The sequence below is a fragment of the Microbulbifer maximicatervae (SeqCode) genome, from assembly GCF_052467385.1.
In genome coordinates this window covers 710,277-730,565 of sequence record NZ_CP174311.1, presented here as the reverse complement: position 1 = coordinate 730,565, position 20,289 = coordinate 710,277, and the positions used below count along the sequence as shown (strand labels likewise).

At 46.8% G+C, this 20,289-nt stretch carries 17 protein-coding genes and 1 other RNA gene; 13 read left to right on the top strand and 5 right to left on the bottom strand.

Annotated elements, in window-relative coordinates; translation table 11 throughout:
• Window positions 1-278: 278 nt before the first annotated feature.
• Window positions 279-878: a 1-acyl-sn-glycerol-3-phosphate acyltransferase gene (locus ACJJIR_RS03175; protein ID WP_413663277.1), complete on the top strand. Its 600-nt coding sequence runs from the start codon at window positions 279-281 to the stop codon at window positions 876-878.
• 50 nt (window positions 879-928) lie between these two features.
• Here ACJJIR_RS03175 and fur read toward each other — a convergent pair whose 3' ends face one another.
• Complete coding sequence (gene fur / locus ACJJIR_RS03170) at window positions 929-1,339, bottom strand: ferric iron uptake transcriptional regulator (protein ID WP_282931309.1); 411 nt, start codon at window positions 1,337-1,339, stop codon at window positions 929-931.
• A gap of 278 nt (window positions 1,340-1,617) precedes the next feature.
• On the opposite strand from fur, the gene ACJJIR_RS03165 reads away from it, so the two are divergent.
• A complete protein-coding gene (locus ACJJIR_RS03165) occupies window positions 1,618-1,962 on the top strand; it encodes an outer membrane protein assembly factor BamE (protein WP_413663278.1) in 345 nt (114 codons plus the stop codon).
• On the opposite strand, the gene ACJJIR_RS03160 is transcribed toward ACJJIR_RS03165, so the two are convergent.
• Together ACJJIR_RS03160 and ACJJIR_RS03155 are read right to left on the bottom strand one after the other, a co-directional pair.
• Entirely contained in the window at window positions 1,959-2,312 is a 354-nt protein-coding gene (locus tag ACJJIR_RS03160; RefSeq protein WP_413663279.1) for an RnfH family protein, read from the bottom strand. The two genes, ACJJIR_RS03165 and ACJJIR_RS03160, sit on opposite strands and share 4 nt — an antisense overlap.
• Entirely contained in the window at window positions 2,309-2,749 is a 441-nt protein-coding gene (locus ACJJIR_RS03155; RefSeq protein WP_444907312.1) for a type II toxin-antitoxin system RatA family toxin, read from the bottom strand. The genes ACJJIR_RS03160 and ACJJIR_RS03155 overlap by 4 nt, the downstream gene beginning before the upstream one ends.
• Window positions 2,750-2,939: 190 nt before the next feature.
• Here ACJJIR_RS03155 and ACJJIR_RS03150 point away from each other — a divergent pair, with 190 nt between their 5' ends.
• From ACJJIR_RS03150 to ACJJIR_RS03130, 5 genes are all read left to right on the top strand, one after another.
• Complete coding sequence (locus ACJJIR_RS03150; RefSeq protein ID WP_413663281.1) at window positions 2,940-4,358, top strand: sodium-dependent transporter; 1,419 nt, start codon at window positions 2,940-2,942, stop codon at window positions 4,356-4,358.
• 15 nt (window positions 4,359-4,373) lie between these two features.
• Complete coding sequence (gene smpB / locus ACJJIR_RS03145; protein WP_282931304.1) at window positions 4,374-4,853, top strand: SsrA-binding protein SmpB; 480 nt, start codon at window positions 4,374-4,376, stop codon at window positions 4,851-4,853.
• 40 nt (window positions 4,854-4,893) lie between these two features.
• The gene (locus ACJJIR_RS03140) at window positions 4,894-6,240 is read left to right on the top strand and encodes a sodium-dependent transporter (RefSeq protein WP_444907311.1); all 1,347 of its coding nucleotides are present in this window, start codon (window positions 4,894-4,896) and stop codon (window positions 6,238-6,240) included.
• 173 nt (window positions 6,241-6,413) lie between these two features.
• Window positions 6,414-6,803, top strand: a transfer-messenger RNA (tmRNA) gene (ssrA, locus tag ACJJIR_RS03135).
• Between the two features lie 594 nt (window positions 6,804-7,397).
• Complete coding sequence (locus tag ACJJIR_RS03130) at window positions 7,398-7,991, top strand: hypothetical protein (protein ID WP_444907310.1); 594 nt, start codon at window positions 7,398-7,400, stop codon at window positions 7,989-7,991.
• 762 nt (window positions 7,992-8,753) lie between these two features.
• Here the strand turns inward: ACJJIR_RS03130 and ACJJIR_RS03125 are convergent.
• Window positions 8,754-9,437, bottom strand: a complete 684-nt coding sequence (locus tag ACJJIR_RS03125; RefSeq protein ID WP_444907309.1) for an RBBP9/YdeN family alpha/beta hydrolase — start codon at window positions 9,435-9,437, stop codon at window positions 8,754-8,756.
• A 79-nt stretch (window positions 9,438-9,516) separates the two neighbouring features.
• Here ACJJIR_RS03125 and ACJJIR_RS03120 point away from each other — a divergent pair, with 79 nt between their 5' ends.
• Both ACJJIR_RS03120 and ACJJIR_RS03115 read left to right on the top strand, forming a co-directional pair.
• The gene (locus ACJJIR_RS03120; RefSeq protein WP_444907308.1) at window positions 9,517-9,882 is read left to right on the top strand and encodes a MerR family transcriptional regulator; all 366 of its coding nucleotides are present in this window, start codon (window positions 9,517-9,519) and stop codon (window positions 9,880-9,882) included.
• Between the two features lie 684 nt (window positions 9,883-10,566).
• Window positions 10,567-12,903: a hypothetical protein gene (locus tag ACJJIR_RS03115; protein ID WP_444907307.1), complete on the top strand. Its 2,337-nt coding sequence runs from the start codon at window positions 10,567-10,569 to the stop codon at window positions 12,901-12,903.
• 478 nt (window positions 12,904-13,381) lie between these two features.
• Here the strand turns inward: ACJJIR_RS03115 and ACJJIR_RS03110 are convergent, their stop codons facing one another.
• Window positions 13,382-14,269, bottom strand: a complete 888-nt coding sequence (locus tag ACJJIR_RS03110; RefSeq protein ID WP_444907306.1) for a LysR family transcriptional regulator — start codon at window positions 14,267-14,269, stop codon at window positions 13,382-13,384.
• Window positions 14,270-14,379: 110 nt separating this feature from the next.
• Between ACJJIR_RS03110 and ACJJIR_RS03105 the strand changes: the two genes are divergently transcribed.
• The 4 genes from ACJJIR_RS03105 (at window position 14,380) to ACJJIR_RS03090 (ending at window position 20,106) form a co-directional block, all read left to right on the top strand.
• A complete protein-coding gene (locus tag ACJJIR_RS03105; RefSeq protein WP_444907305.1) occupies window positions 14,380-15,354 on the top strand; it encodes an MBL fold metallo-hydrolase in 975 nt (324 codons plus the stop codon).
• An 82-nt stretch (window positions 15,355-15,436) separates the two neighbouring features.
• Window positions 15,437-17,269 (top strand): amidohydrolase, encoded by a 1,833-nt coding sequence (locus ACJJIR_RS03100; protein ID WP_444907304.1) that lies wholly within the window; start codon window positions 15,437-15,439, stop codon window positions 17,267-17,269.
• Between the two features lie 56 nt (window positions 17,270-17,325).
• The gene (locus ACJJIR_RS03095; RefSeq protein WP_444907303.1) at window positions 17,326-18,549 is read left to right on the top strand and encodes an MFS transporter; all 1,224 of its coding nucleotides are present in this window, start codon (window positions 17,326-17,328) and stop codon (window positions 18,547-18,549) included.
• A gap of 711 nt (window positions 18,550-19,260) precedes the next feature.
• Window positions 19,261-20,106 (top strand): pirin family protein, encoded by an 846-nt coding sequence (locus tag ACJJIR_RS03090; RefSeq protein ID WP_444907302.1) that lies wholly within the window; start codon window positions 19,261-19,263, stop codon window positions 20,104-20,106.
• The last annotated feature ends 183 nt before the right edge of the window (window positions 20,107-20,289 follow it).

The following is a 20,289-nucleotide window of genomic DNA, read 5'->3' as shown; positions in this document are numbered from 1 at the left end:
TTCCAACCCTTCTATCAGGCTGGCTATAGAGTCAGCCCTACCTCCTCCATACGATTCCGGGGCCAAATGTCACCAAAGGGCAAAAATGGTGCATTTTGGTAAGCAATCTTATACCGTAGATCAATAAATGACCGCCACACAATCCGGTATACCACCCCTTTCGTCGGATATATGTGCCGATTTAGGACAAACGCACAAATATGACTGGGAGCGGCGGCTAAAGTCACCATATACTTGGCGGCTTATTTTTCGATGTATGAGTAGTCCCGGCCGAGGTTATGCAGAGAACGATTTTCAACACCCCTATTGTCACCCCAATCCTCCGCTTGGTTGCACGGGTGCTACTGAAGTTGCACGGCTGGCGTGTCAAAGCTGACGAGCAGTCTCTCAAACTAAAGCAGTACGTATTGATCGGCGCCCCCCATACCACTAACTGGGATGGCTATTACTTTATTCTCGCCGCACTCAAACTGAAGATGACCCCTCAGTGGATGGGCAAAGACAAGCTGTTTACCTTCCCGCTGGGTGGCCCCATGCGCTGGTTCGGAGGTATCGCCGTAGACCGCAGCAAAGCCAACAACCTGGTGGATGCCACCGCCAGGCAGTTCAAACTGCGCAAAGAACTGGTTATCGCTATTCCCCCCGAGGGCACTCGCGGTTTGGCGGAACGCTGGAAGACCGGCTTTTACCATATCGCCCGCAACGCCAGGGTTCCGGTAGTGCTGGGCTATATCAGCTTCCCCAAAAAAGAAGTGGGCATAGGCCCGATAGCGCAATTCAGTGAAAACCTGGAAGCCGAGCTGTTGAAGCTCAAGGAATTTTACGCTGATAAAATTGGCAAGTTCCCAGAGCTTTACACCCCACCCTGCCAGTCGTAACACTCAGCGTAAGCATTTGAAGGGTGCGGTGAATACCGCACCCGGAAGAATCACTTCTCTTTTTCTGTCACATACAGAACCAGGCTGTGGCCAGTCAGCTCATAGCCGTGCTCTTCAGCGATCTGGCGCTGTAGCTCCTCAATCTCTTCATTGTGGAACTCGATAACCTTACCGGTATCGGTACACACCATGTGATCGTGGTGATCGCCACGGTCCAGCTCGAATACGGAGTGGCCGCCATCGAAGTTGTGGCGCACTACCAGGCCCGCGCTCTCAAACTGGGTCAATACCCGGTACACAGTAGCTAGGCCGACATCCTCTCCCGCCTCCAGCAACAGCTTATAGACATCCTCAGCACTCAAATGCTGCTCACTAGTGCTTTCGAGCAATTGCAGAATCTTCACCCGCGGCAGAGTGACCTTGAGGCCAGCCTTGCGCAATTCCTGGTTTTCGTTCGACATGTATCAATATTTCCCGGCAGGATTTTAAAAGTTATCCGAAGTTGCCCAAACCCACAGCGGCCATTTATAAAGGATTCCGACCCTGGAGTCCCGTCTGTCAGCGAGCCAACTCTTCAGGTATTATCCCATGCCCTACGGAGTCAGAGAAACCCCGTACTGCTCACTTAGGGCAGAACTGGTAAGAGGAGGAACTTTTTTTCTCCACTTGAGACTAAACTGACTGTTTGTAAGAAATCAGCGTGAGCGCTGCCGTTTGAAACCGAATAATGGAGCAATGAATGCCGCCTAGTCTGAGATTTCTCACTATCGCCTTCCTGTGCAGCTTGCTGGGAGCTTGCACACTCGTAAAATTCCCCGGTGTACACCGTATTGAGGTGCAGCAGGGCAATATCATTACCCAGGAGATGGTGGATCAGCTAAAGCCAGGGATGACGCGACGCCAGGTACAGTTTGTTCTGGGCACTCCGCTGCTGGAAGATACTTACAACCCCAACCGCTGGGATTACGTCAATCGCCTTCGCGACAAGAAAGGCAATATCACCCAAAAGACCTTTAGCGTTTATTTTGATGAAGACTCCCTGGTAGCCACCAGCGGCGACTGGCAGCCCACAGGCTGGCCCTAAGCTGAAGTCCCCTCGGCGCCTTTCTTCTTCTCAGCCATACGCTTGGCTTTCTCGGCGCGCTGCTTGCGCGCCTCTTTGGGATCGGCGATCAATGGGCGATACACCTCAACCCGGTCCCCGGGTTGCAGGACATAACTTTCCGCCGGCGGCAGCCCCTTACTCCCCAGCACCTGGGCAAAAATACCCATCTTTGCCGTATCCGGATCGACTTCAGGATACTCCTTGGGAATTCCCGAACGAATTAGCGCCTCCCGCGCAGTGGTACCCTCAGACACCAACAAACGCATTAATCGCTGTTCGTGGGGCAGCGCGTACACCACCTCCACCGAGATTGTTTTCTCTTCTGTCATTGGGGTTTCCCGTAAACTTCTTCCGCGCGCTCACACATAACCGCGACCATCTGGTTGGCCAGGTCACTGAAAATTTTTCCCGCAGCCGCCGCGATCAATCGATTTTTCATCGAAAATGTAAGGGTAAAACTCACCTTACAGGCATTTTCAGCCAGCGGAGTAAATTCCCACAGTCCCTCGAACTGCTCGAAAGGACCATCCACCAGCTTGAGCGTCATCGACTTGGGACGCACTAACTGATTTCGAGTCACAAAGCTCTGCTTTATACCCGCGCGCGACAAATCCAGGCGCGCCTCTAAAGTGGTGTCATCGCTGTGGATAATCTCCGCAGCGCGACAGCCGGGTAAAAATTGCGGGTAACTGGCCACATCGTTGACCAGATCAAACATTTGTTCCGCGCTGTACATCACCAGCGCACTGCGTTCTATTTCAGTCATTCCTACTGTCTAATCCAGTCCATCAGGCAAAATTACCTGGGATTACCGTTGAACGGCTAATTTTGCCAGTCGGCGCTACTCAAGCAAGACAATTCCTGCAACAATCGCATTTTTTACCGGTGGGCCACACTTAGCCCCAGCCGCAGTAACAAAAACTACAAGCATTCAAAAAATAATAGCGAGAGTACTTATGACCGCAGTGAGAGAGCATTTTGGGTCAAGGCTGGGCTTTATCCTGGCCGCAGCAGGTTCCGCAGTCGGTATTGGCAACCTGGTCGCATTCCCTGTAGCAGCCACCAAGAGCGGGGGCGGCGCCTTCTTACTGGTCTACGCTCTCTTCGTATTTCTGATCTGTCTGCCGGTGATGATGGCCGAACTCGCTATGGGACGCCGTTCAGATAAAGACCCCGTCGGGGCCTATCGGCAGATATCCAAAGGCTCCACGCTGTGGAGTATTCCCGGTTGGCTGGCCCTGATCACGCCATTTATGATCGCGGTTTTTTATCTGGTGGTCACCGTATGGGTAATGGGATACCTGGTAGAGATCTTCTCCGGCAACCTGGATAAGCTCGCCACCCCGGATTTCTTTATCCACTTTATCAATACACCCACGGTATTTATTTACCTGGTTGTCCTGATGCTGATCATCAATGCCATTCTCGCTATGGGCGTTAAAGACGGTATCGAGCGTGCCGCAAAAACCCTGATGCCCATGCTGTTTGTCATGTTATTGGGACTGGTGTTCTTTGTACTGACTCTGGATAACGCCGCCCTCGGTTTGCAGTACTACCTGGTACCCGACTTCAGCAAAATTGATGGCAACGTAATCAGTAAAGCCATGGCCCAGGCCTTCTTCTCCCTGTCTCTGGGAATGGGCATCATGATTACCTACGGCTCCTATATGAAGAAGAAGGACTCCATTCCCGGCTCTTCCCGCGCCGTAGCGATTACTGACACTTTGGTAGCCTTTACTGCTGGCCTGCTGATTTTGCCGAGTATTTTCCACTTTAACCCGCAGATTGATCCGACAGAGCTGAGCGACTCGTCCGCCGGTATGATCTTCCTGTTCCTGCCGAAGATTTTCCTCGCTTTGCAAGACGGAATCGGCTACATGGGCGCCAGCGCCGTAGCGGCCATCTTCTTCTTCCTGGTACTGGTTGCCGCCATTACCTCCCTGGTTTCCATTATCGAGGTGCCTATCGCCACCCTGCGCGACGAGCGCAACATGGAGCGTAAGAAGGCCATCTACATCGTTGCGGCAGTTCAATTTGTACTGGCCATCGCTTGCGCCGTATCATTCGGTATGGCCACTTGGTTTACAGAGTTTGTACAACTGGCCGGCGCAAACAAGTCGTTCTTCGATTTGGTGGAGATCATCTTCTACGACACCATCCTGCCTTTAAACGGTCTGCTGGTATGTCTGTTCGTGATCTACAAATGGAAGAAATCCAATTTTGATAAAGAGCTGCAAGAAGGTGACAGCAACTTTGCAGGCTCGTTTTCGCAAAAATACGTTAACTTCTCCCTGGGCACTTTTATCCCATTGATACTGCTGCTTATCTTTATCAATACCGTGGCCCTGAAGTTTTTTGGACACAGTTTTATATAGTCACTCGTAGTTTTCATGGCCAAGAAAAAGAAAGCACAAACATCCAATACCATCGCCCTCAACAAGAAGGCCCGCCACGACTATTTCATTGAAGAAAAGTTTGAGGCGGGCGTTGAGATGAAAGGCTGGGAAGTCAAAAGCTGTCGGGAGGGCAAAGCCCAACTGACCGACAGCTATGTCATTTTCAAAAACGGTGAAGCCTGGCTGCTGGGTGCCAACATCCAGCCGCTGCCCAGTGCCTCCACCCACTTTGTTACCGAGCCCGACCGCACCCGTCGCCTGCTGCTCACCAAGCGCGAACTTTCCAAGCTAATCGCCGCTGTTGAGCAGAAGGGCCACACCGTGGTTGCCACAGCCATGTACTGGAAAGGGCATCTGGTGAAGTGCGAAGTCTGCCTTGCTAAAGGTAAGGCGAGCCATGACAAACGCGAGACTGAGAAGAAGCGCGATTGGAACCGCGAAAAGCAGCGCCTAATGCGCTCGGCGCACAAATAGTGCACAGTGAACTATTAGAAGAATAATTACGGGATTTACCATGAGTGCACCGCGAGGACAGTTCAGCTCGAATATTGGCTTTTTGATGGCCGCGGCGGGTTCCGCCGTTGGTCTCGGCAATATTTGGGGCTTTCCAACCAAGGCCGCCAGCAACGGCGGCGCCGCCTTTGTAGTCGCCTACTTATTTCTAGCCTTTGCGCTCGCCTATCCGGCCCTGATGGCCGAACTCACCATCGGCCGCCACGCGCGCCGCAATATGGTGCAGGCGCTGCGCTCCATTTCCAACGGGCCCATCAGCCGCTTTTTCGGGGGCCTGACCGGCTTCGGCGGTATCCTGGTGGCCTCCCTAATCCTGAGCTTCTACGCCATTGTGGCGGGCTGGATGGTGGCCCACCTGGCCCAACCTTTCGCCAGCCTGTTCGGCGCCCAGGAAGCGGCCCAGTGGTTGGCCGGTAACAGCACCGATCGCAATATGATCATGACCGCCATTTTCAGTGGCCTCACCATGCTGATTATCGCCAGTGGTGTTGAGAAAGGGATCGAGCGCTGGTCCACCCTGTTGATGCCATCGCTGATCATCCTGTTATTGCTGTTGATCTGCTACGTACTCACCCAGCCCGGCGCCCTGACCGGCCTGGAAGTGTACCTGATGCCCAACTTCAACCACTTCACCCCGGATCTGCTGATCTCCGCCATGGGCCAGGCCTTCTTCTCTCTATCCCTGGGTGTAGGCACCATGCTGATTTACGGTTCCTACCTGAGCCAGCAGGAAAGCCTGCCGCGCCTCGGCGCCCTGGTAACCCTGATTGATGTGGGCATCGCCTTCACCGCGGGCTTGCTAATCCTGCCCGCCATGTACGTAGCCCAGGAGGCCGGTACCCAGATCTTCTCTGCCGACGGTTCCCTGATCGCCGGCCCGAGCTTGATTCTGCAAGTGCTGCCCGCGCTGTTCGACACCATGGGGGAAGCCGGGATATTCGTCGCCATCGCCTTCTTCGCACTGATGGTTATCGCCTCCCTCACCTCCTCCATTTCCATGCTGGAAGTGCCGGTGGCATTCTCTATCGAGAACCTGAATATCCCCCGCCGCATCGCCACCCCGATCGTTGGCCTGATCATCTTCGGCGTGAGCTGCGGCATCATCTACAACTTCGACGCCCTCTTCGGACTGGCAGTCAGTATCAGTACTGAATACGGCCAGCCCCTGCTCGGTATTGCACTTTGTATCTTTGCCGGCTGGATCTGGCGCCGCGACCAGCTGCTGAGTGAGCTCAAGAAAGGCCATGAAGATATTGAACACACCCTGTTCTGGAAGATCTGGCCCTGGTACGTGCGCATCGTCTGCCCACTGCTAATCCTGACCGCTTTCGTGCAGTCCATTCGCTAAGCTGATCTCCCTCCCGGCGGTACCTCACCGCCGGGAACCCCCTTCCCACCTAAGCCCTCCCTCAAAGCGCCTGACTAAAGCGACTCTGATCGCTCAAATGCCATTTACATAAAATTTATTGCTAACGTAAATTTTGAGGTATACTTAGGTGACACACATGAGTGTTTCTTATCGGGGATGACTTGGATTCGACGCCGGTTACGAAACCTTGGGTGCATGCCGAGATGGCAGCGAATCTCGTTAATCCAAAGCTGTATTTTATTAGTTGCCAACGACGACAACTACGGTGCCCAACTCGCTGCGTAAGCAGCTTGTGAAGCGCTAACTAAGGGTTCGTCCCTTAGCAGTCTTCAGCAAGGTTCCAGTATCGCGCTGTAGACTGTTATACAGAACTGGATCGCCGCAAGCCATACTCGTGGGTAAGCGGTTAAACAACTTACGGGATCGCCCTATACGTCCTGACCGCCGGGCTGTAATGGGTTAAATCAATAGACGGAGCTAAGCATGTAGAGCCTCTGGCAGAGTGCTGACGGACGCGGGTTCGACTCCCGCCATCTCCACCAAATTGCTGTCTCAGACAGCCCACGAAAGCCCCGCAAACCTAGTGTTTCCGGGGCTTTTGTTATCTGGGCCATCCCAATTAATCTAATCCAAATCCAGCCATTTTTAGTGGGGTTAATTGCGGGGGTGAGCAGGTTTGCGCCACTGCCCCACCAAGAAAAAGCACTTGGCAGCAATTGCAGACCCTACTGAAATCGGGCGCCTACTAACTGCCATAGACGACCCCAATAGTAAGAGCAGCCCTAAAACTACCCCCTCTCCTACTCTGCCCGCTAGAGAATTGCAAAAACTTGAGTGGACAGAAATCAATTGGAATGCCAAGCACATAAAACTGCCCAACGAAAAAATGAAAATGGGCCAGTCACACATTCCCCCTCTTGCTGAGCAGGCTCTAGCCCTGGTCACTGGGCTATGACAATGAAACCATGACCGCCCACGGCTTCCGTGCAATGGCCCGTACTCTATTAGACCGCGACACTCGGCAGATTTAATTTAGAATTCGCGTTTTCATCAAGCAAAAACCTGAATGTGGCACATTCATCTCAAATCAGAGAGATGAAACACATTCTTCAATGGATTTACGAGGATAAAGGGATATGTCCATCAACGAACATGCAACCAAGATACAGGTGAGTCGACTGGTTAACACCGCTCTGACAGCGATTAAGGATAAAGATCCGAGATTTGATCAGACTCTGGTTCGCACTCTGGATCAACTCAACTTAATCAGCCGGAACCTGAATACCGCCAAACATAACGTACAGCACTTTGGTGGAATGATGGCGAGCGGCGCTCATGGACAAAACGCCTACCGAGTCAATCAATCCATGAACTCAAAGCTGAGAACCCTTTCATCACTTGAAGCCTTCCTCGCAGAAGAGTGGAAAAAGCTTGGTAAAGCAGTTGACGCATATAGGACACAGCTACCATGGGAAGGCAAGACCGAATTGGAACTCCTGGATATGCTTGCGGGAGAAATCGAGTCGTTCGATAAATTACTTAAAAAAAACGTCATCAAAGTTCCAAAGCACCAGACCAATACACACCAAACGATGACCCTTCAAAGAGAAATCACGCAATTAAAGGCAATACCCGCTCATACAGCGCCAAGTATGCTTGTCTTAATTTCCATCGGCCTTCGTTTATTTGCAATGTACGTCGGCTCTAAAAGAGTGAATAGCAATAGATAATCTCGATTTCCCTTTTGGCAGCTCGCTAGGCGCTGGACGTTTTTCATCTGACAGGCTCAATGCCTGTCAGAATCTTCTAAATAAGCGGGGCAGATCAATATTGTGTTAGGAATACCCATATTTCTACCCATTAACCTGCTTAAAAAATACCTTAAAGAACCTACTTAGCCACTCAATTCAAAAAGAACAAAGCCTTATCCATCGATCATGTGATGCACTCCTTGCAATACTCACGAGATAAAGGTTTTTTTCACATCAGTAAGAGCCCCGGAATGCCTGCTGAGCCATGACGCACAGAGAGAGCCTAGGGCACGATTGAGCTAGATAAATCACGCTCCACATTGGGGGTTACTTTGCTCTAGCAGTGGGGTTATCTGTGTTTTTTTGATTAAGCCAAATAGAAACCGAGTAAACACGGTAGCTACAGCCAACTATTTAACTCCCGCCATCTCCACCAAATCGAAAAAGGCCAACTGCAAAGTTGGCCTTTTTTGTTTCTCGTTCGGCCCATATTCAGATACCCCCGCCCTTTAGACCAAGCCACACCAAACCTTCTTTACCCAATTTGCAGTTGCAACTTAATAGTGAGTCCTAAGCTGGAACCTTTTGTCGGGGCTACATGGGCAACTCCCCAAGAGTAGATCTGGCGTCTTAAAGAATGGCTTTAGCTTACCAGTTGACCTTTACAGATGGGTTTTAGCAGAATTAAAGGCAAAACAAGCTAAGTAATATGCATCTCAAACCCATAATTACACTTTTCGATTAGTTCACTCCCCTAGTCCCTAGAACCTCATCAATGGCTGTCAGCACCTGCGGAAATCTTTTATATCCGTCTGACGCTAAGAAATGTCCTGAATTAGGAATCGATACAATTGTTGTCTGAAGCTTATTAGCCAACTCTTCTGTTAAATAAAACGGGACTATGGAATCTTGTGGAGAACCAAGAACGATTATCTTATCTACCATCAATCTTAATTTACTGAAATCTAAATTCGTTTGAGTAAAATCTCCAAGTTGCGGTAGGTTTGGAATATCAGAAACAAAACCTGACACGAGTATAAGCCCAGCAATTTGCTTCTCTTTTTTAAGAGAGTTAAGGTAGTTCAGTGTCGCAATACAGCCAAGGCTATGGGCGACAACGATACTATTACTATCGATCTCACCTAATTTGACTGAAAGGGCCTCCTGCCACTCCTCGGGGTCCGGAAACGATGGATTTGGTAGAGACAAAACTTTAGTAGAGATACCACGATCTTGAAGCTCATTTTTAAGCCAGGGAAACCAATGATCATCTGGTGAACTCATGTAACCATGAACAACAGCAATATTTAAGTCCTCGGTGATTGGGCCCGATTGCGCATTAGTGGATGCTGAGATGAATATTGTGGCAATTACGATCCGAGCAAATAAGAACACTGAAATACTTTTAAAATATTTAGATCTCATTTTATTTTCCTCTGTCAAGGTTTAAGTTACACTATAAACCTTGACAGCACTGTCAGAGTCAACTATCTAAAGAGAAAAAATGCGTATTGGCGAACTATCAAAACTCACTGGTGTAAGTCAGAGAATGCTGAGATTTTACGAAGCTGAAGAACTTATCATTCCAACCCGATCTCAAGCCGGGTATCGTGAATACTCAAAGGAAGATATAAGGCTGATACAAAATATAAAAACATTAAACGAAAATGGAATTAAATTAAAAACAATAAAAGAATTATTACCTTGCATAGAAGATGAACATTCAGTTCCTAGATTTTATGGGTGCCCCGCAGTTAAAGCCTCGCTACAGTGTGAGTTAGAAAAGCTTGATGAAAAGATAACCCAGCTAACGCAGAGTCGAAATGCATTAGCTCTATATGTTGGCGATCTTCTACCAGACAGGGATTAGATTTTTTCTTTTATCATTTAGATCACGGATGTGCCCGGCTTCCCATCAGGATTATAGTCGCACATTGCATCTTTCTCCCATTCAAAACCCCTATCGGCTCCACTTCTCCGAGATTTGATAACAGATCTTTTGCGCGCCCTTTTTATGTGCCCAGTAATCACTACGAATGCTATCGCTAAAGCCCTTCCCAGCTTAATAGTCTCGTAACTTTTCACCGAAAGGCTCCATTTAGAACATCCCAATAACGGCGCAAAAAATACTATTAAACAAAAGACATCAACATTTTCCCTGATAATGCCTTCGACCTTGTTGGCTGGTGCCCTTTTGAAGAGTAACTTAGGGCGGGTGGCAATTTTCTTGTAGGCCTGATGTTCGATTGCCGCATCAAAGAAGGCTCGTGGTATTACCCGGCCACTCGCCTTTTCAAAAAATCAAACTAATGAAGATTACGGAGCATCATCATGGAAGAGACTCTCACACTCTCTCCCGACAGCCTGCAGCGCCGACTTAAAAAGCAAAGCGCGTCCCTCACACTTTCTCCTGACGACCTGCAGCGCCTGCTAGGCAAGCAAGCCACACAATTAGATAGTTCGACCTCTCTCTTTCGAATTCACGCCAACACCTCAAACAGACCCACTGCGACGCGATCCCACCCTGAGCAACCTATTGCAATATGAAGCTCGCATGCTCGAGTGGCTCGGTGAATCTGAGGGCAATGCACGCCAATTCGCGCTCGACCCAATTTCGACCTTTCAGCGGGTATGCGACCCAAGCCCCGAGCTGGTCGAGGAGCTGCGCGGCCTATTTGACCGAGAAGAGCCAAGCGACTTAATTGAAGAAGAAATTGAAGAGCAGCAAGGTCTTCAAGAAGTTGAATCCTCGCCAGATCCAGACCTTTCGCAAGGCTGGGATTTGATCAGTGCCTCGACCCAAGGAGCGGTCAACAATTGGATTAGCGAGCTCTTCGAAGGCGACTCCGGCCAATGGTCCTTCAGCGGAAGTGTCGGCAAGGGCCCCGCCAAGGTTCGCTACGAGTTCGCATTTGATTGTCCCGCCTTCATCGCTCCCGAAGACCAAAAGGCGACGCTCGACCTGCCCATCACAGGGTTCATCAAATTCCCAGGTATCACAAGCAACATCGAAGATGCACAGGGCCAAAGCCCCGGTCACGCCCGGCTCGTTCTTGACCTCGACAAAATGCAAGCCAGCGCCAGCATCAACCACTATGGGCAAGTCACCGTAACCATCAAAAAGCCCAACTGGGACATGATGGAACTTGACCTCAGCGATATTCAACTTTCAAAGTCGATCAAGGGCCTCGACATTACCGACGCGATGAAAGGAGCAGTCGACCAACTCATCTCAAGTTTTGATTGGCCCATCAAGTACACGGTTGCTCAACACACCCCCCTGCCCGCCGGGAACCTGGACATCGGGGTGATGTATACAGCCTTTGATGGCGGCTCCGACTCAAACCTGTTCGGACTTGGGATATGCCGTGGGAATCGCCAGCCAATAGACGCGCTTCTACCACAGACTATCCCTAGCAACTGTACATCCGCACTCATCGTATCCAACGACATCATTTTGACTTCGGTGGCCGCAGCGATTGCTGAAGCAACGCCACTGACCTCTTCACAGCTGACGGTGACCGATACCTACCCCGAAAAAATGTACCTCAACACCGACGTCGAGGATGTGATTGAGGGTGCGCATATCAAAATCAAAGAGAATAACCTCCAAGCGGCGTTCAACAACGACGGCGATCTTGTTATCAGTGCCGACATCAGAGTGAAGCGTGGGGCCATGACCCTGTGGGTCTACCAGACCCTAAAGCTCTCTGCGACGATAAGCTTCAACGCCTACGACGATGTGCTCAACATTCAGGTGAAAACAAAAGCGAAGCTCCCTTTCTGGTGGGCGTTCGTACCGCTTGGCTGGGTCCTTCAACTGATCATCTCGATTCTGAGTTCGAAGAAAGGGAGTGTCGACATCGCGATTCCCGGCTTCCAGGTCAAGAACACGAATTCGCCCGCTTATCTCCAGGTTGGCGGTGACTGGGCCTATATGCCAATCAAGCTTCATTCCACCCCAATCGCGCCTCCGAATATTCAGATGATGCACATCAATCAGCAGCTGGATGAAAACGGCGGAAGGTTCCGGTTTGACTTCAGCAAATACGGCTCAGAAGTGACGAGCTTCATCGTTGCCGCCACCTACTGGTTCTTCAAGTACGAAGGAGGTACGGACCACCAGACGCAAACGCTGGGCCTGTCGCTCACCCAGGTCCACAACAAGAATGCCGTCCTCACCGTCACTCCTGACGCCACCTTGTTCGGCCAGAAGAAAGGTTTAAGCCCCTCAGACTCCCAATTGACATTGTCTTGCATCGCAGTGGTCGACGGCCCCAAAGACGGTGTGATCCTACCGAGAACCATCACCGATATCCCCAATGAATCAACCAGCCCATACATCCCCCTCGATGAGCCAGAGGCTTATGCTGCCCTTGGAGGCTGGGCGTGCGAGTATCACAAGGACAACGATCCGAGCGAACCCCCAAAGTCACACCACGTTCGCACCATTGAGCTCGATGTAACCACCGCAGTTCCGAACAACTACGAAGTGGGTATCCAATCGACTGCACAGATGCATGATGACTCGGGCAACAATGCCATCGCATCGATTGATGGCAATCTCATTGAGCTGAGCAAGAGCCCCCCTCTGATCGCAAAGTACGTCACAAACCTCCAAAACACGAGTGATGACGTGTATGTCGAGATGGGCCAACCCATAAGCGACGCGGCAGTATTTCTGTCTGGCTATCGCGTCCACTACGACAGCAGTGACCACGACATCCGGCAAGTCGGCGGAGGTTCGGAAACCTACTCCACATCAGGCTCGCAGGTCATACTGCACAATCCACACGCACTCATCGGTGACGGCGACTCGGGAAACAGCAAGCACACTCAAGAAAACAGCGAATCGCACGTGTCGTTCCTAATTATCGCAGTACCGGAGTAAATCGCGCGGTTGCTCGGGTGGCCATTGCACGCCCGGGCAACCCATGCGATACCTGGCGACCGCTAGGCTGGTATTTGGTGGCACTCGACTGCTAGGGAGCCTCTGAATAACTCCGTAATGCCTCTGCGAGTCTTCAAGGCCAGCCCTTCGGAGCTTGCAGAGTTATTCAGAGGCTCCCTAGACATTCTCAAGAGGAAGGTTTACTCGTATCAGTAGCAGCTATCTATTCAGGTTGGAGTATCAGCCTAAATTTACACAATAATTTACCACTTTCTACCGGATAACTGATTAGGCTCCCCCGCATAATAAAGTTTTTGATCATCGCTATCCTCAGTGACATTGCGAAAGCAATCCACATTTATCTATAGCTTCTTTATTAATCATTCTAAATTTAAGGATGGTAAATAATTGATAATGCTTTTACATTTATATGCGAACTGCTAAAGGACTTCTGGTCGACTATAAGATCGAATTAAAATCAGCAACTTTTAATTTGATATTTTTTTACCATATCGAACAAAATTTTTGAAAATAGCTTGACTGAATTATTCTGTGCTTTATTACCTACAGTTAAATAAAGAGACACTGTATAGGAAAATCCATGAATCATATCAATTTTACATAGCTCATTTGACTGAACATCCTCGGCAACCATGTGCACCGGCAACCTGCCATAACCTAGTCCTCCCTTTACAAGGCGATATGCATCGTTCAAGTTGGAAACGGAGCATTTCACATTTGGTGAAAGCCAACCGAAAGAAACATCCATCGAGCCGGAGTCTGCTACTAGAACTTGAGTCTCTCTCTTCAGTTCATAATAAGAAACATTTTTTTGGTTAGATAAGCTATGTTCTGGGCTACACACTAAGATAAATTCAACATCTAGTAATTTATCGCTTAAGAAACCGGGGGGCGGAGTCATACCGATACATAAATCCACCGCATTATTAAGAAGTAACGCATTAGTTCCAGACATCGCTTGCTCCTTGATAGACAAGCGGACATTTTTTTGCTGGCTGTGAAACAATTTCAAAGTAGCATCGAGAATACTCTTTGGAAATGAAGTATCTACTGCAATACTCAACGTAGCTGCCGCCCCCTGTTTTAGCTGGCCAGCTAGATTCTCAATGTCATAATGTTGTCTCAGTAACACCTCAACTTGCTCACTCAAAAGCAAACCGGCATGATTTAATTTGGTTTTCCTTCCATCTTTTTCAACCAGAATTAAACCTAGGGTATCTTGAAGTTCTTGTAGCGTATAACTAATTGTGGATTGACTCTTGCCAAGTTGATCAGCAGCTTTTGATACTGAGCCTTCCTTCCTTAAAGCATCCAAAGCTTCTAACTGTTCGAGCGTGGTTTTCACGGAAGTACACCATATATCGATAGATTCGATCCATATTATCTTTGCCGTAACTACTAAGCAAACATGATGTAGGATTTCTCGCGTTTTAATAATTACCGGAAATGTCTACAATGCTTAAATCCATTACTACACTGCTGGCTGGTGTAGCTTTTACTGTGAATGCGATTGCCCAAGAGCCCGTGTGGGATGGCAATACAGTCATCCTTGAATCTCAAAAGGTTTCAGATGGCATATATGCTGTAATACCTTCAGACGCCTCTGAAAAAGCTGGCAGTGGCTATCCTATTGCAACAAGTGGCGGATTTGTTATCGGCGAAAAATCTGTTCTGGTGATAGAGTCAATGATAAATGAGCGCCTTGCCGAACAAATGATATCGTTGGTCAAGGCTGAAACAGATAAACCCATCAAGTATTTAGTTAATACAAGTTATCACGGTGATCACTCATATGGAAACTATGTTTTTCCAAGCAGTGTATCTATTATCCAGCATGAAAGTGCAAAAGATTATGTAGATAACTATTTCGAGCAAGATACTGCATTCATGATTAGTAACTTCGGTGAAGGCAGGGGAATTGAGGATGTAATACCCAAAACCGGCGACATCTTAGTCCCCAAAAATGGAAGTATTTCTATTGATTTAGGAGGCAAAACTGTAGACGTAGATGATTTTGGTTTTGCTCAAACTGGCGGCGATCTATTCGTCTCCGTTAAAGGAGAGAACGTACTTTGGACAGGTAACCCCGTAGTCTCTACCAAGCCTGCCTTACCTTGGCTGCTTGATGGCCATCTATTAGAAACATTAGCGACCATGAAATATGTATATGGAGCAATAAATGAATCTACATTAGTTATCCCTGGTCATGGCCCAATTACAAACCGTTCAGCAATAAAATGGCATATTGATTACTTGACTGCACTTAAAAATAAAGTGGAAAAGGCAATTGCAAGAGGACTATCCCTTGAGGAGACGGTTGAGAAAGTTCAACTGCCAAAATACCAAGGGTATGCCCTTCACGGGTGGGTTCACTCTGGATTGAATGTCCCCGCAGCATATAAAGAGCTTTCCTCTTCTAAAGTTAAATAACCCTCTGATCTCATTCCTCCATAAGCGCTTACTATACCTCCTGAGTAGGTAGGTAAGCGCTTTCAAATCTAAGAAATCTAGTATGTCATATTCAAAATATGTATGGCGAAAACGCCTAATCTTAATGGGTGCCGCCACGGTTTTGGCTGCATGTAAAAACGCAACCATCGCAAATGAGGGGGTGATAGAAAATTTCGACAGCGCCGTTTATGCGGATATGATCATTATAAATGCAAAGGTAACGACCCAAGATAAGAACAAGCCAGTTGCCCAGGCCATAGCGGTTAGAGACGGAAAGATTCTGGATGTAGACACCGATGAAATAATACATCAGTACAGAGGTGAAACGACTGAAGTTATTGATGCGAAGAATAGACGAGTTATACCGGGCTTGATCGACTCTCATTCACACTTCTTGCGTAGCGGATTAGCTTATACGAGGGAGTTACGTTGGGACGGTGTGCCCGATCTAAAGACAGCATTAAACATGTTATCGGAGCAAGCAAGTAGAACACCAAAAGGTGAATGGGTAAGAATTATAGGTGGCTGGTCTCCATGGCAATTCAAGGAAAAACGGTTGCCAACTATTGCTGAAATTAATAAGGCAGCTCCCGACACCCCAGTATATATCCAATACTTCTATAGTGTTGGAATGCTTAACCAAATGGGCATGGATAAACTTGGAATCAACAGTAATACGGAAGATCCAAAGGGCGGAAAATTTGTACGTGACTCACATGGAACACCCACAGGGTTAATGCTAGCACAGCCACATCCTGGAATTTTTTACGGCAAGATCGCAGCTCTGCCAGACACTTCAGAAGAAGTAAAAGTAAATTCAACAATTCACTTATTTCACGAACTGGCAAAATTTGGTTTAACGTCTGTTATTGACGCTGGAGGTGGCGGGTTCGGTTATCCCGATGGATATAGTGTCGCAGAAAAACTGGCCACAGAAGGAAAACTACCACTGAGAACATCCTTCTATTTATTTGCACAGAATCCAGGGAAAGAGCTGGAAGACTACCACAATTGGACAAGGGGAAATAAAGCGGGGACAAACACTGACAGTACTAAAGAGCACGGCTTTGAAATTGATGGAGGAGGTGAGTATCTACTATGGAAAGCTGGAGACTTTGAAAATTTTAGATCCGACAGACCAGTGTTGGATGCCGGTATGGAAAAAGATCTAACACCAATTATTGAGTTACTGGTAGAGCGTAGATGGCCATTTAGGATTCATGCAACCTATGATGAATCAATTACCAGGATTTTAGACGTTATTGAAGACGTAAATAGCTATAAACCGCTACGCGGACTTCGATGGTCGATTGAACATGCCGAAACGATAGGCCTGAATAATATAGAGCGTATAAAGTCACTTGGTGGCGGCGTTGCCATTCAAAGTCGTATGGTATTCCTTGGTGATGACTTTTCTGAACGGTATGGAGCTGAAAAGACAAAAGCTACACCTCCATTGAGAATGCTTGTCGATAAAGGTATCCCTATTGGTATGGGTACTGATGCCACACGGGGCTCAACCTTTAACCCTTGGGTAGGCCTACACTATTTAGTCACCGGTGAAACCGTCAGTGGCCGCAAGCTCTATGACTCATCAAATCTTTTAACGCGAGAAGAGGCACTCAGACTTTATACAGTTGGCAGTGCCTGGTTCTCAGGAGAAGAGCATATCAAAGGAAGGTTGTCTAAAGGTCAATTAGCAGATTTTGCAATTTTATCGAAAGATTACATGGAAGTCCCCCTGAAAGAAATCAAGTCAATCCGATCTGTACTAACTGTTGTAAATGGAGAGGTTGTATATGGAGATGAGGATTATCAGTCTTTATCACCAGAACTAGAGCCCCTTCTGCCTAGTTGGTCACCTGTAAAATTCTATGGCAGCTACTGGCCATAAATAGCTTCCACAGAAAGGCCACTTTAACTAGTGGCCTTTATAAAGAGAGTTAAGCCTTGACTTCCCTTGCCCCATTCAAAAATAAACTGTTTTTGATCATTTGGACTGCAACATTAATCTCAAATACAGGAACATGGATTCATGAGATTGGTGCAAATTGGCTAATGATTTCACTAACCTCATCACCATTTTGGATCGCTATGGTTCAATCTGCAGCATCCTTACCTACACTATTTCTTGCGATTCCAGCTGGTGCCTTCGCAGATATTGTCGACAAGAAAAGATATTTAATAATATTACAAATATGGATGTTCCTGCTTACCTCCATATTATGCCTTCTTACAGCAATCGGATCGACATCTATTTTATCGTTACTCATATTAACTTTTTTAATTGGTATCGGAACCGCATTAATGGTGCCAGTCTGGTCTTCTATAACACCACTAATAGTAACCAAAGCAGACTTACCCCAATCCATAGCCCTAAATAGCATGGGAATTAATCTGGCAAGAGTGATTGGTCCAATACTCGGCGGAGTGCTTTTGATCTATTTTAACCTGGAGGTACTTTTCGCTTTAAACGCCATTTCTTTCTTATGTGTCATAATGGCTCTTAGCTATTGGACACCGAATAGAAATGGCGCAACAAATCAACATAGTGAGAATTTCGTATCAGCAATAAAAAATAGCCTGAAATACATAAAGCGAGAATCAAAACTTCAACACGCACTGGTTCGAGCGTTGTCGTTTTTTATTTTTGCTAGTGCTCTATGGGCGTCACTTCCCACCTTTTCATCTCAATTATATACAGACGATCCAAAAGCATACAGTTTATTAATGTCTTTTTTAGGGCTCGGTGCGGTAAGTGCTGTGTTTTTCACCAATAAGCTCCGCACAATCTTTAAAGTAGATAATTTACTGTGTATCGCATCTATTGGCTATGCTACATCCATGTTATTACTGTCATTTCTAACCAGCTATATCCATGTATCAGTAGCAATGTTCACTGCGGGATTTTGCTGGTTACTCTTTTTATCTCCGCTTATTCTGGCCACTCAGGAAATGCTGCCAAATTGGATAAGGGCAAGAGGAATGTCATTTTTTATGGCAACATATATGGGCGCTATGGCTATAGGAGGTATGCTCTGGGGAAAAATAGCTTCCTACGCAGGAATATCAAATACGCTGCTAATTGCTTCATGTTTTTTGCTTGTCGCAACAGTATTTGTAAGAAATCAGCTTGTAGGCCCTGCAGACCAGGAGGCCTTGAATATCCCCTAGCAGAGTAGACCTAAAACTCTTATTTTAATAACTTATGATACCAATAAGGAGCTCCCACTATAGCCTTGAAAAATCAACTATCATTAAGCTTGAAAAAAGTAAACCCATAATAGCTATTCTCAAAGGCACAGAAAGCACCCATGGAAGGGATACAAGCTTTTAATCCCGATTAAGACAAAATACTCATAAATACCATAAAACTCTAATCCACAACCGCCAAAGAACCTAAAGACAAGCAACTCACTATAGTATTTATTGTAAGAATAGTTGAGTCTAATACATATTAGCTTTGTACCTATTATCTGATCTAGACTTCCCGGAAAGACAACTAAAAACTAATATAAGCCCATTTACTGGAACAATAAAACAGATAAGACACTGTAAACCGGCACCTCATTTTAACATCACCTCAAAATATAATGTTCCACTCTATTATTTTTATATCAACATATCTAACAATGACTGTAATCCACTTAACCCAGCCAGCTTCCTCTGATTATTCTGATAAATCGAACGAATACATCTATATATTCATATTTTACCACTGTCGATATGGCTTTAAACTTCCCCACATGGGTCTTTATCTGAACTATGTTCGTCAATAGTCTTCCTTTGAAATTTAAAAGTGGAGCATGAATAGACACAATCAATCTGATGAAGCCTTTGATCCTACCCATCAACAACGAAGCCGATTAATTCAAGGAATTTACTATGTCAAACGGTATTAGAGAATTAAAGTTCTCAACATCTGGTGAACAGGGTTCTGATGGAGCCGGAGTAAAGCTAACTCGCTTGATTGGGACACAAAACCTGGAAATGCTGGACCCCTTTCTTCTATTGGATTCATTTGAAAGCGACAACCCCAATGAATATATTGGAGGCTTTCCCAACCATCCGCATAGAGGTTTTGAAACTGTAACTTACATGATAAATGGAAAAATTAGACATAAAGACAATATGGGAAATGAAGGTGTTATAGAGCCAAATGGCGTGCAATGGATGACTGCAGGTAAAGGTGTCATACATTCGGAAATGCCTGAGCAAAAAGATGGATTGTTAAGGGGCCTTCAACTGTGGGTTAATTTGCCTAAAGATAAGAAAATGATTGATCCTGACTACCAGGAGTTTGAAGAAAGTCAAATTTCGTCTGAAGCAACTACAAAAGGCCAAAACATCAAAGTCATTGCTGGGACAACTAATTTAGGCACAGAAGGTGTTGTGGAAAATAGATACGTTTACCCCACCTATATTGATGTAACCTTGGCGCAAGACCATAAATTTGTACAGAATCTTGAAGAAACACATAATGCATTTATTTATGTAATTGAAGGTTCTCTAAATACGGGATCAAAGAAGTCAAAGTTGGTTGAGCGTCAACTAGGCACTTTAACAAAAGGAAGCCAAGTTTTAATCGAAGCCGGTGGTAAAGGTAGCCGCTTCATACTGGTTGCGGGGAAACCTCTAAATGAGCCGGTAGTTAGGGGCGGCCCTTTCGTAATGAATACAAAGGAAGAGCTTTTTCAAGCATTTTATGATTTTAATAATAACAAATTTTAGAATTATCAATTAGTTTTGCTGGTAAAGGGGGTAATACCCTAGATATATAACAATAAAAAGGGTACTTTTTAGAGGTCTGAAAAATCTGAAGTTGATTCTCCAAAGCTGACCAAGATATCACTAGAGGTGTTCTGTTAGATTTGAGTACAACATTTAAAGCTATCGATAGAGTTCGGAACCCAG

Excerpts from the sequence above, each read along its gene's own strand:
- ACJJIR_RS03175 (WP_413663277.1), top strand. The coding sequence starts at position 279 with ATGCAGAGAACGATTTTCAACACCCCTATTGTCACCCCAATCCTCCGC.
- fur (WP_282931309.1), bottom strand. The coding sequence starts at position 1,339 with ATGTCGAACGAAAACCAGGAATTGCGCAAGGCTGGCCTCAAGGTCACT.
- ACJJIR_RS03165 (WP_413663278.1), top strand. The coding sequence starts at position 1,618 with ATGCCGCCTAGTCTGAGATTTCTCACTATCGCCTTCCTGTGCAGCTTG.
- ACJJIR_RS03160 (WP_413663279.1), bottom strand. The coding sequence starts at position 2,312 with ATGACAGAAGAGAAAACAATCTCGGTGGAGGTGGTGTACGCGCTGCCC.
- ACJJIR_RS03155 (WP_444907312.1), bottom strand. The coding sequence starts at position 2,749 with ATGACTGAAATAGAACGCAGTGCGCTGGTGATGTACAGCGCGGAACAA.
- ACJJIR_RS03150 (WP_413663281.1), top strand. The coding sequence starts at position 2,940 with ATGACCGCAGTGAGAGAGCATTTTGGGTCAAGGCTGGGCTTTATCCTG.
- smpB (WP_282931304.1), top strand. The coding sequence starts at position 4,374 with ATGGCCAAGAAAAAGAAAGCACAAACATCCAATACCATCGCCCTCAAC.
- ACJJIR_RS03140 (WP_444907311.1), top strand. The coding sequence starts at position 4,894 with ATGAGTGCACCGCGAGGACAGTTCAGCTCGAATATTGGCTTTTTGATG.
- ACJJIR_RS03130 (WP_444907310.1), top strand. The coding sequence starts at position 7,398 with ATGTCCATCAACGAACATGCAACCAAGATACAGGTGAGTCGACTGGTT.
- ACJJIR_RS03125 (WP_444907309.1), bottom strand. The coding sequence starts at position 9,437 with ATGAGATCTAAATATTTTAAAAGTATTTCAGTGTTCTTATTTGCTCGG.
- ACJJIR_RS03120 (WP_444907308.1), top strand. The coding sequence starts at position 9,517 with ATGCGTATTGGCGAACTATCAAAACTCACTGGTGTAAGTCAGAGAATG.
- ACJJIR_RS03115 (WP_444907307.1), top strand. The coding sequence starts at position 10,567 with ATGCTCGAGTGGCTCGGTGAATCTGAGGGCAATGCACGCCAATTCGCG.
- ACJJIR_RS03105 (WP_444907305.1), top strand. The coding sequence starts at position 14,380 with ATGCTTAAATCCATTACTACACTGCTGGCTGGTGTAGCTTTTACTGTG.
- ACJJIR_RS03100 (WP_444907304.1), top strand. The coding sequence starts at position 15,437 with ATGTCATATTCAAAATATGTATGGCGAAAACGCCTAATCTTAATGGGT.
- ACJJIR_RS03090 (WP_444907302.1), top strand. The coding sequence starts at position 19,261 with ATGTCAAACGGTATTAGAGAATTAAAGTTCTCAACATCTGGTGAACAG.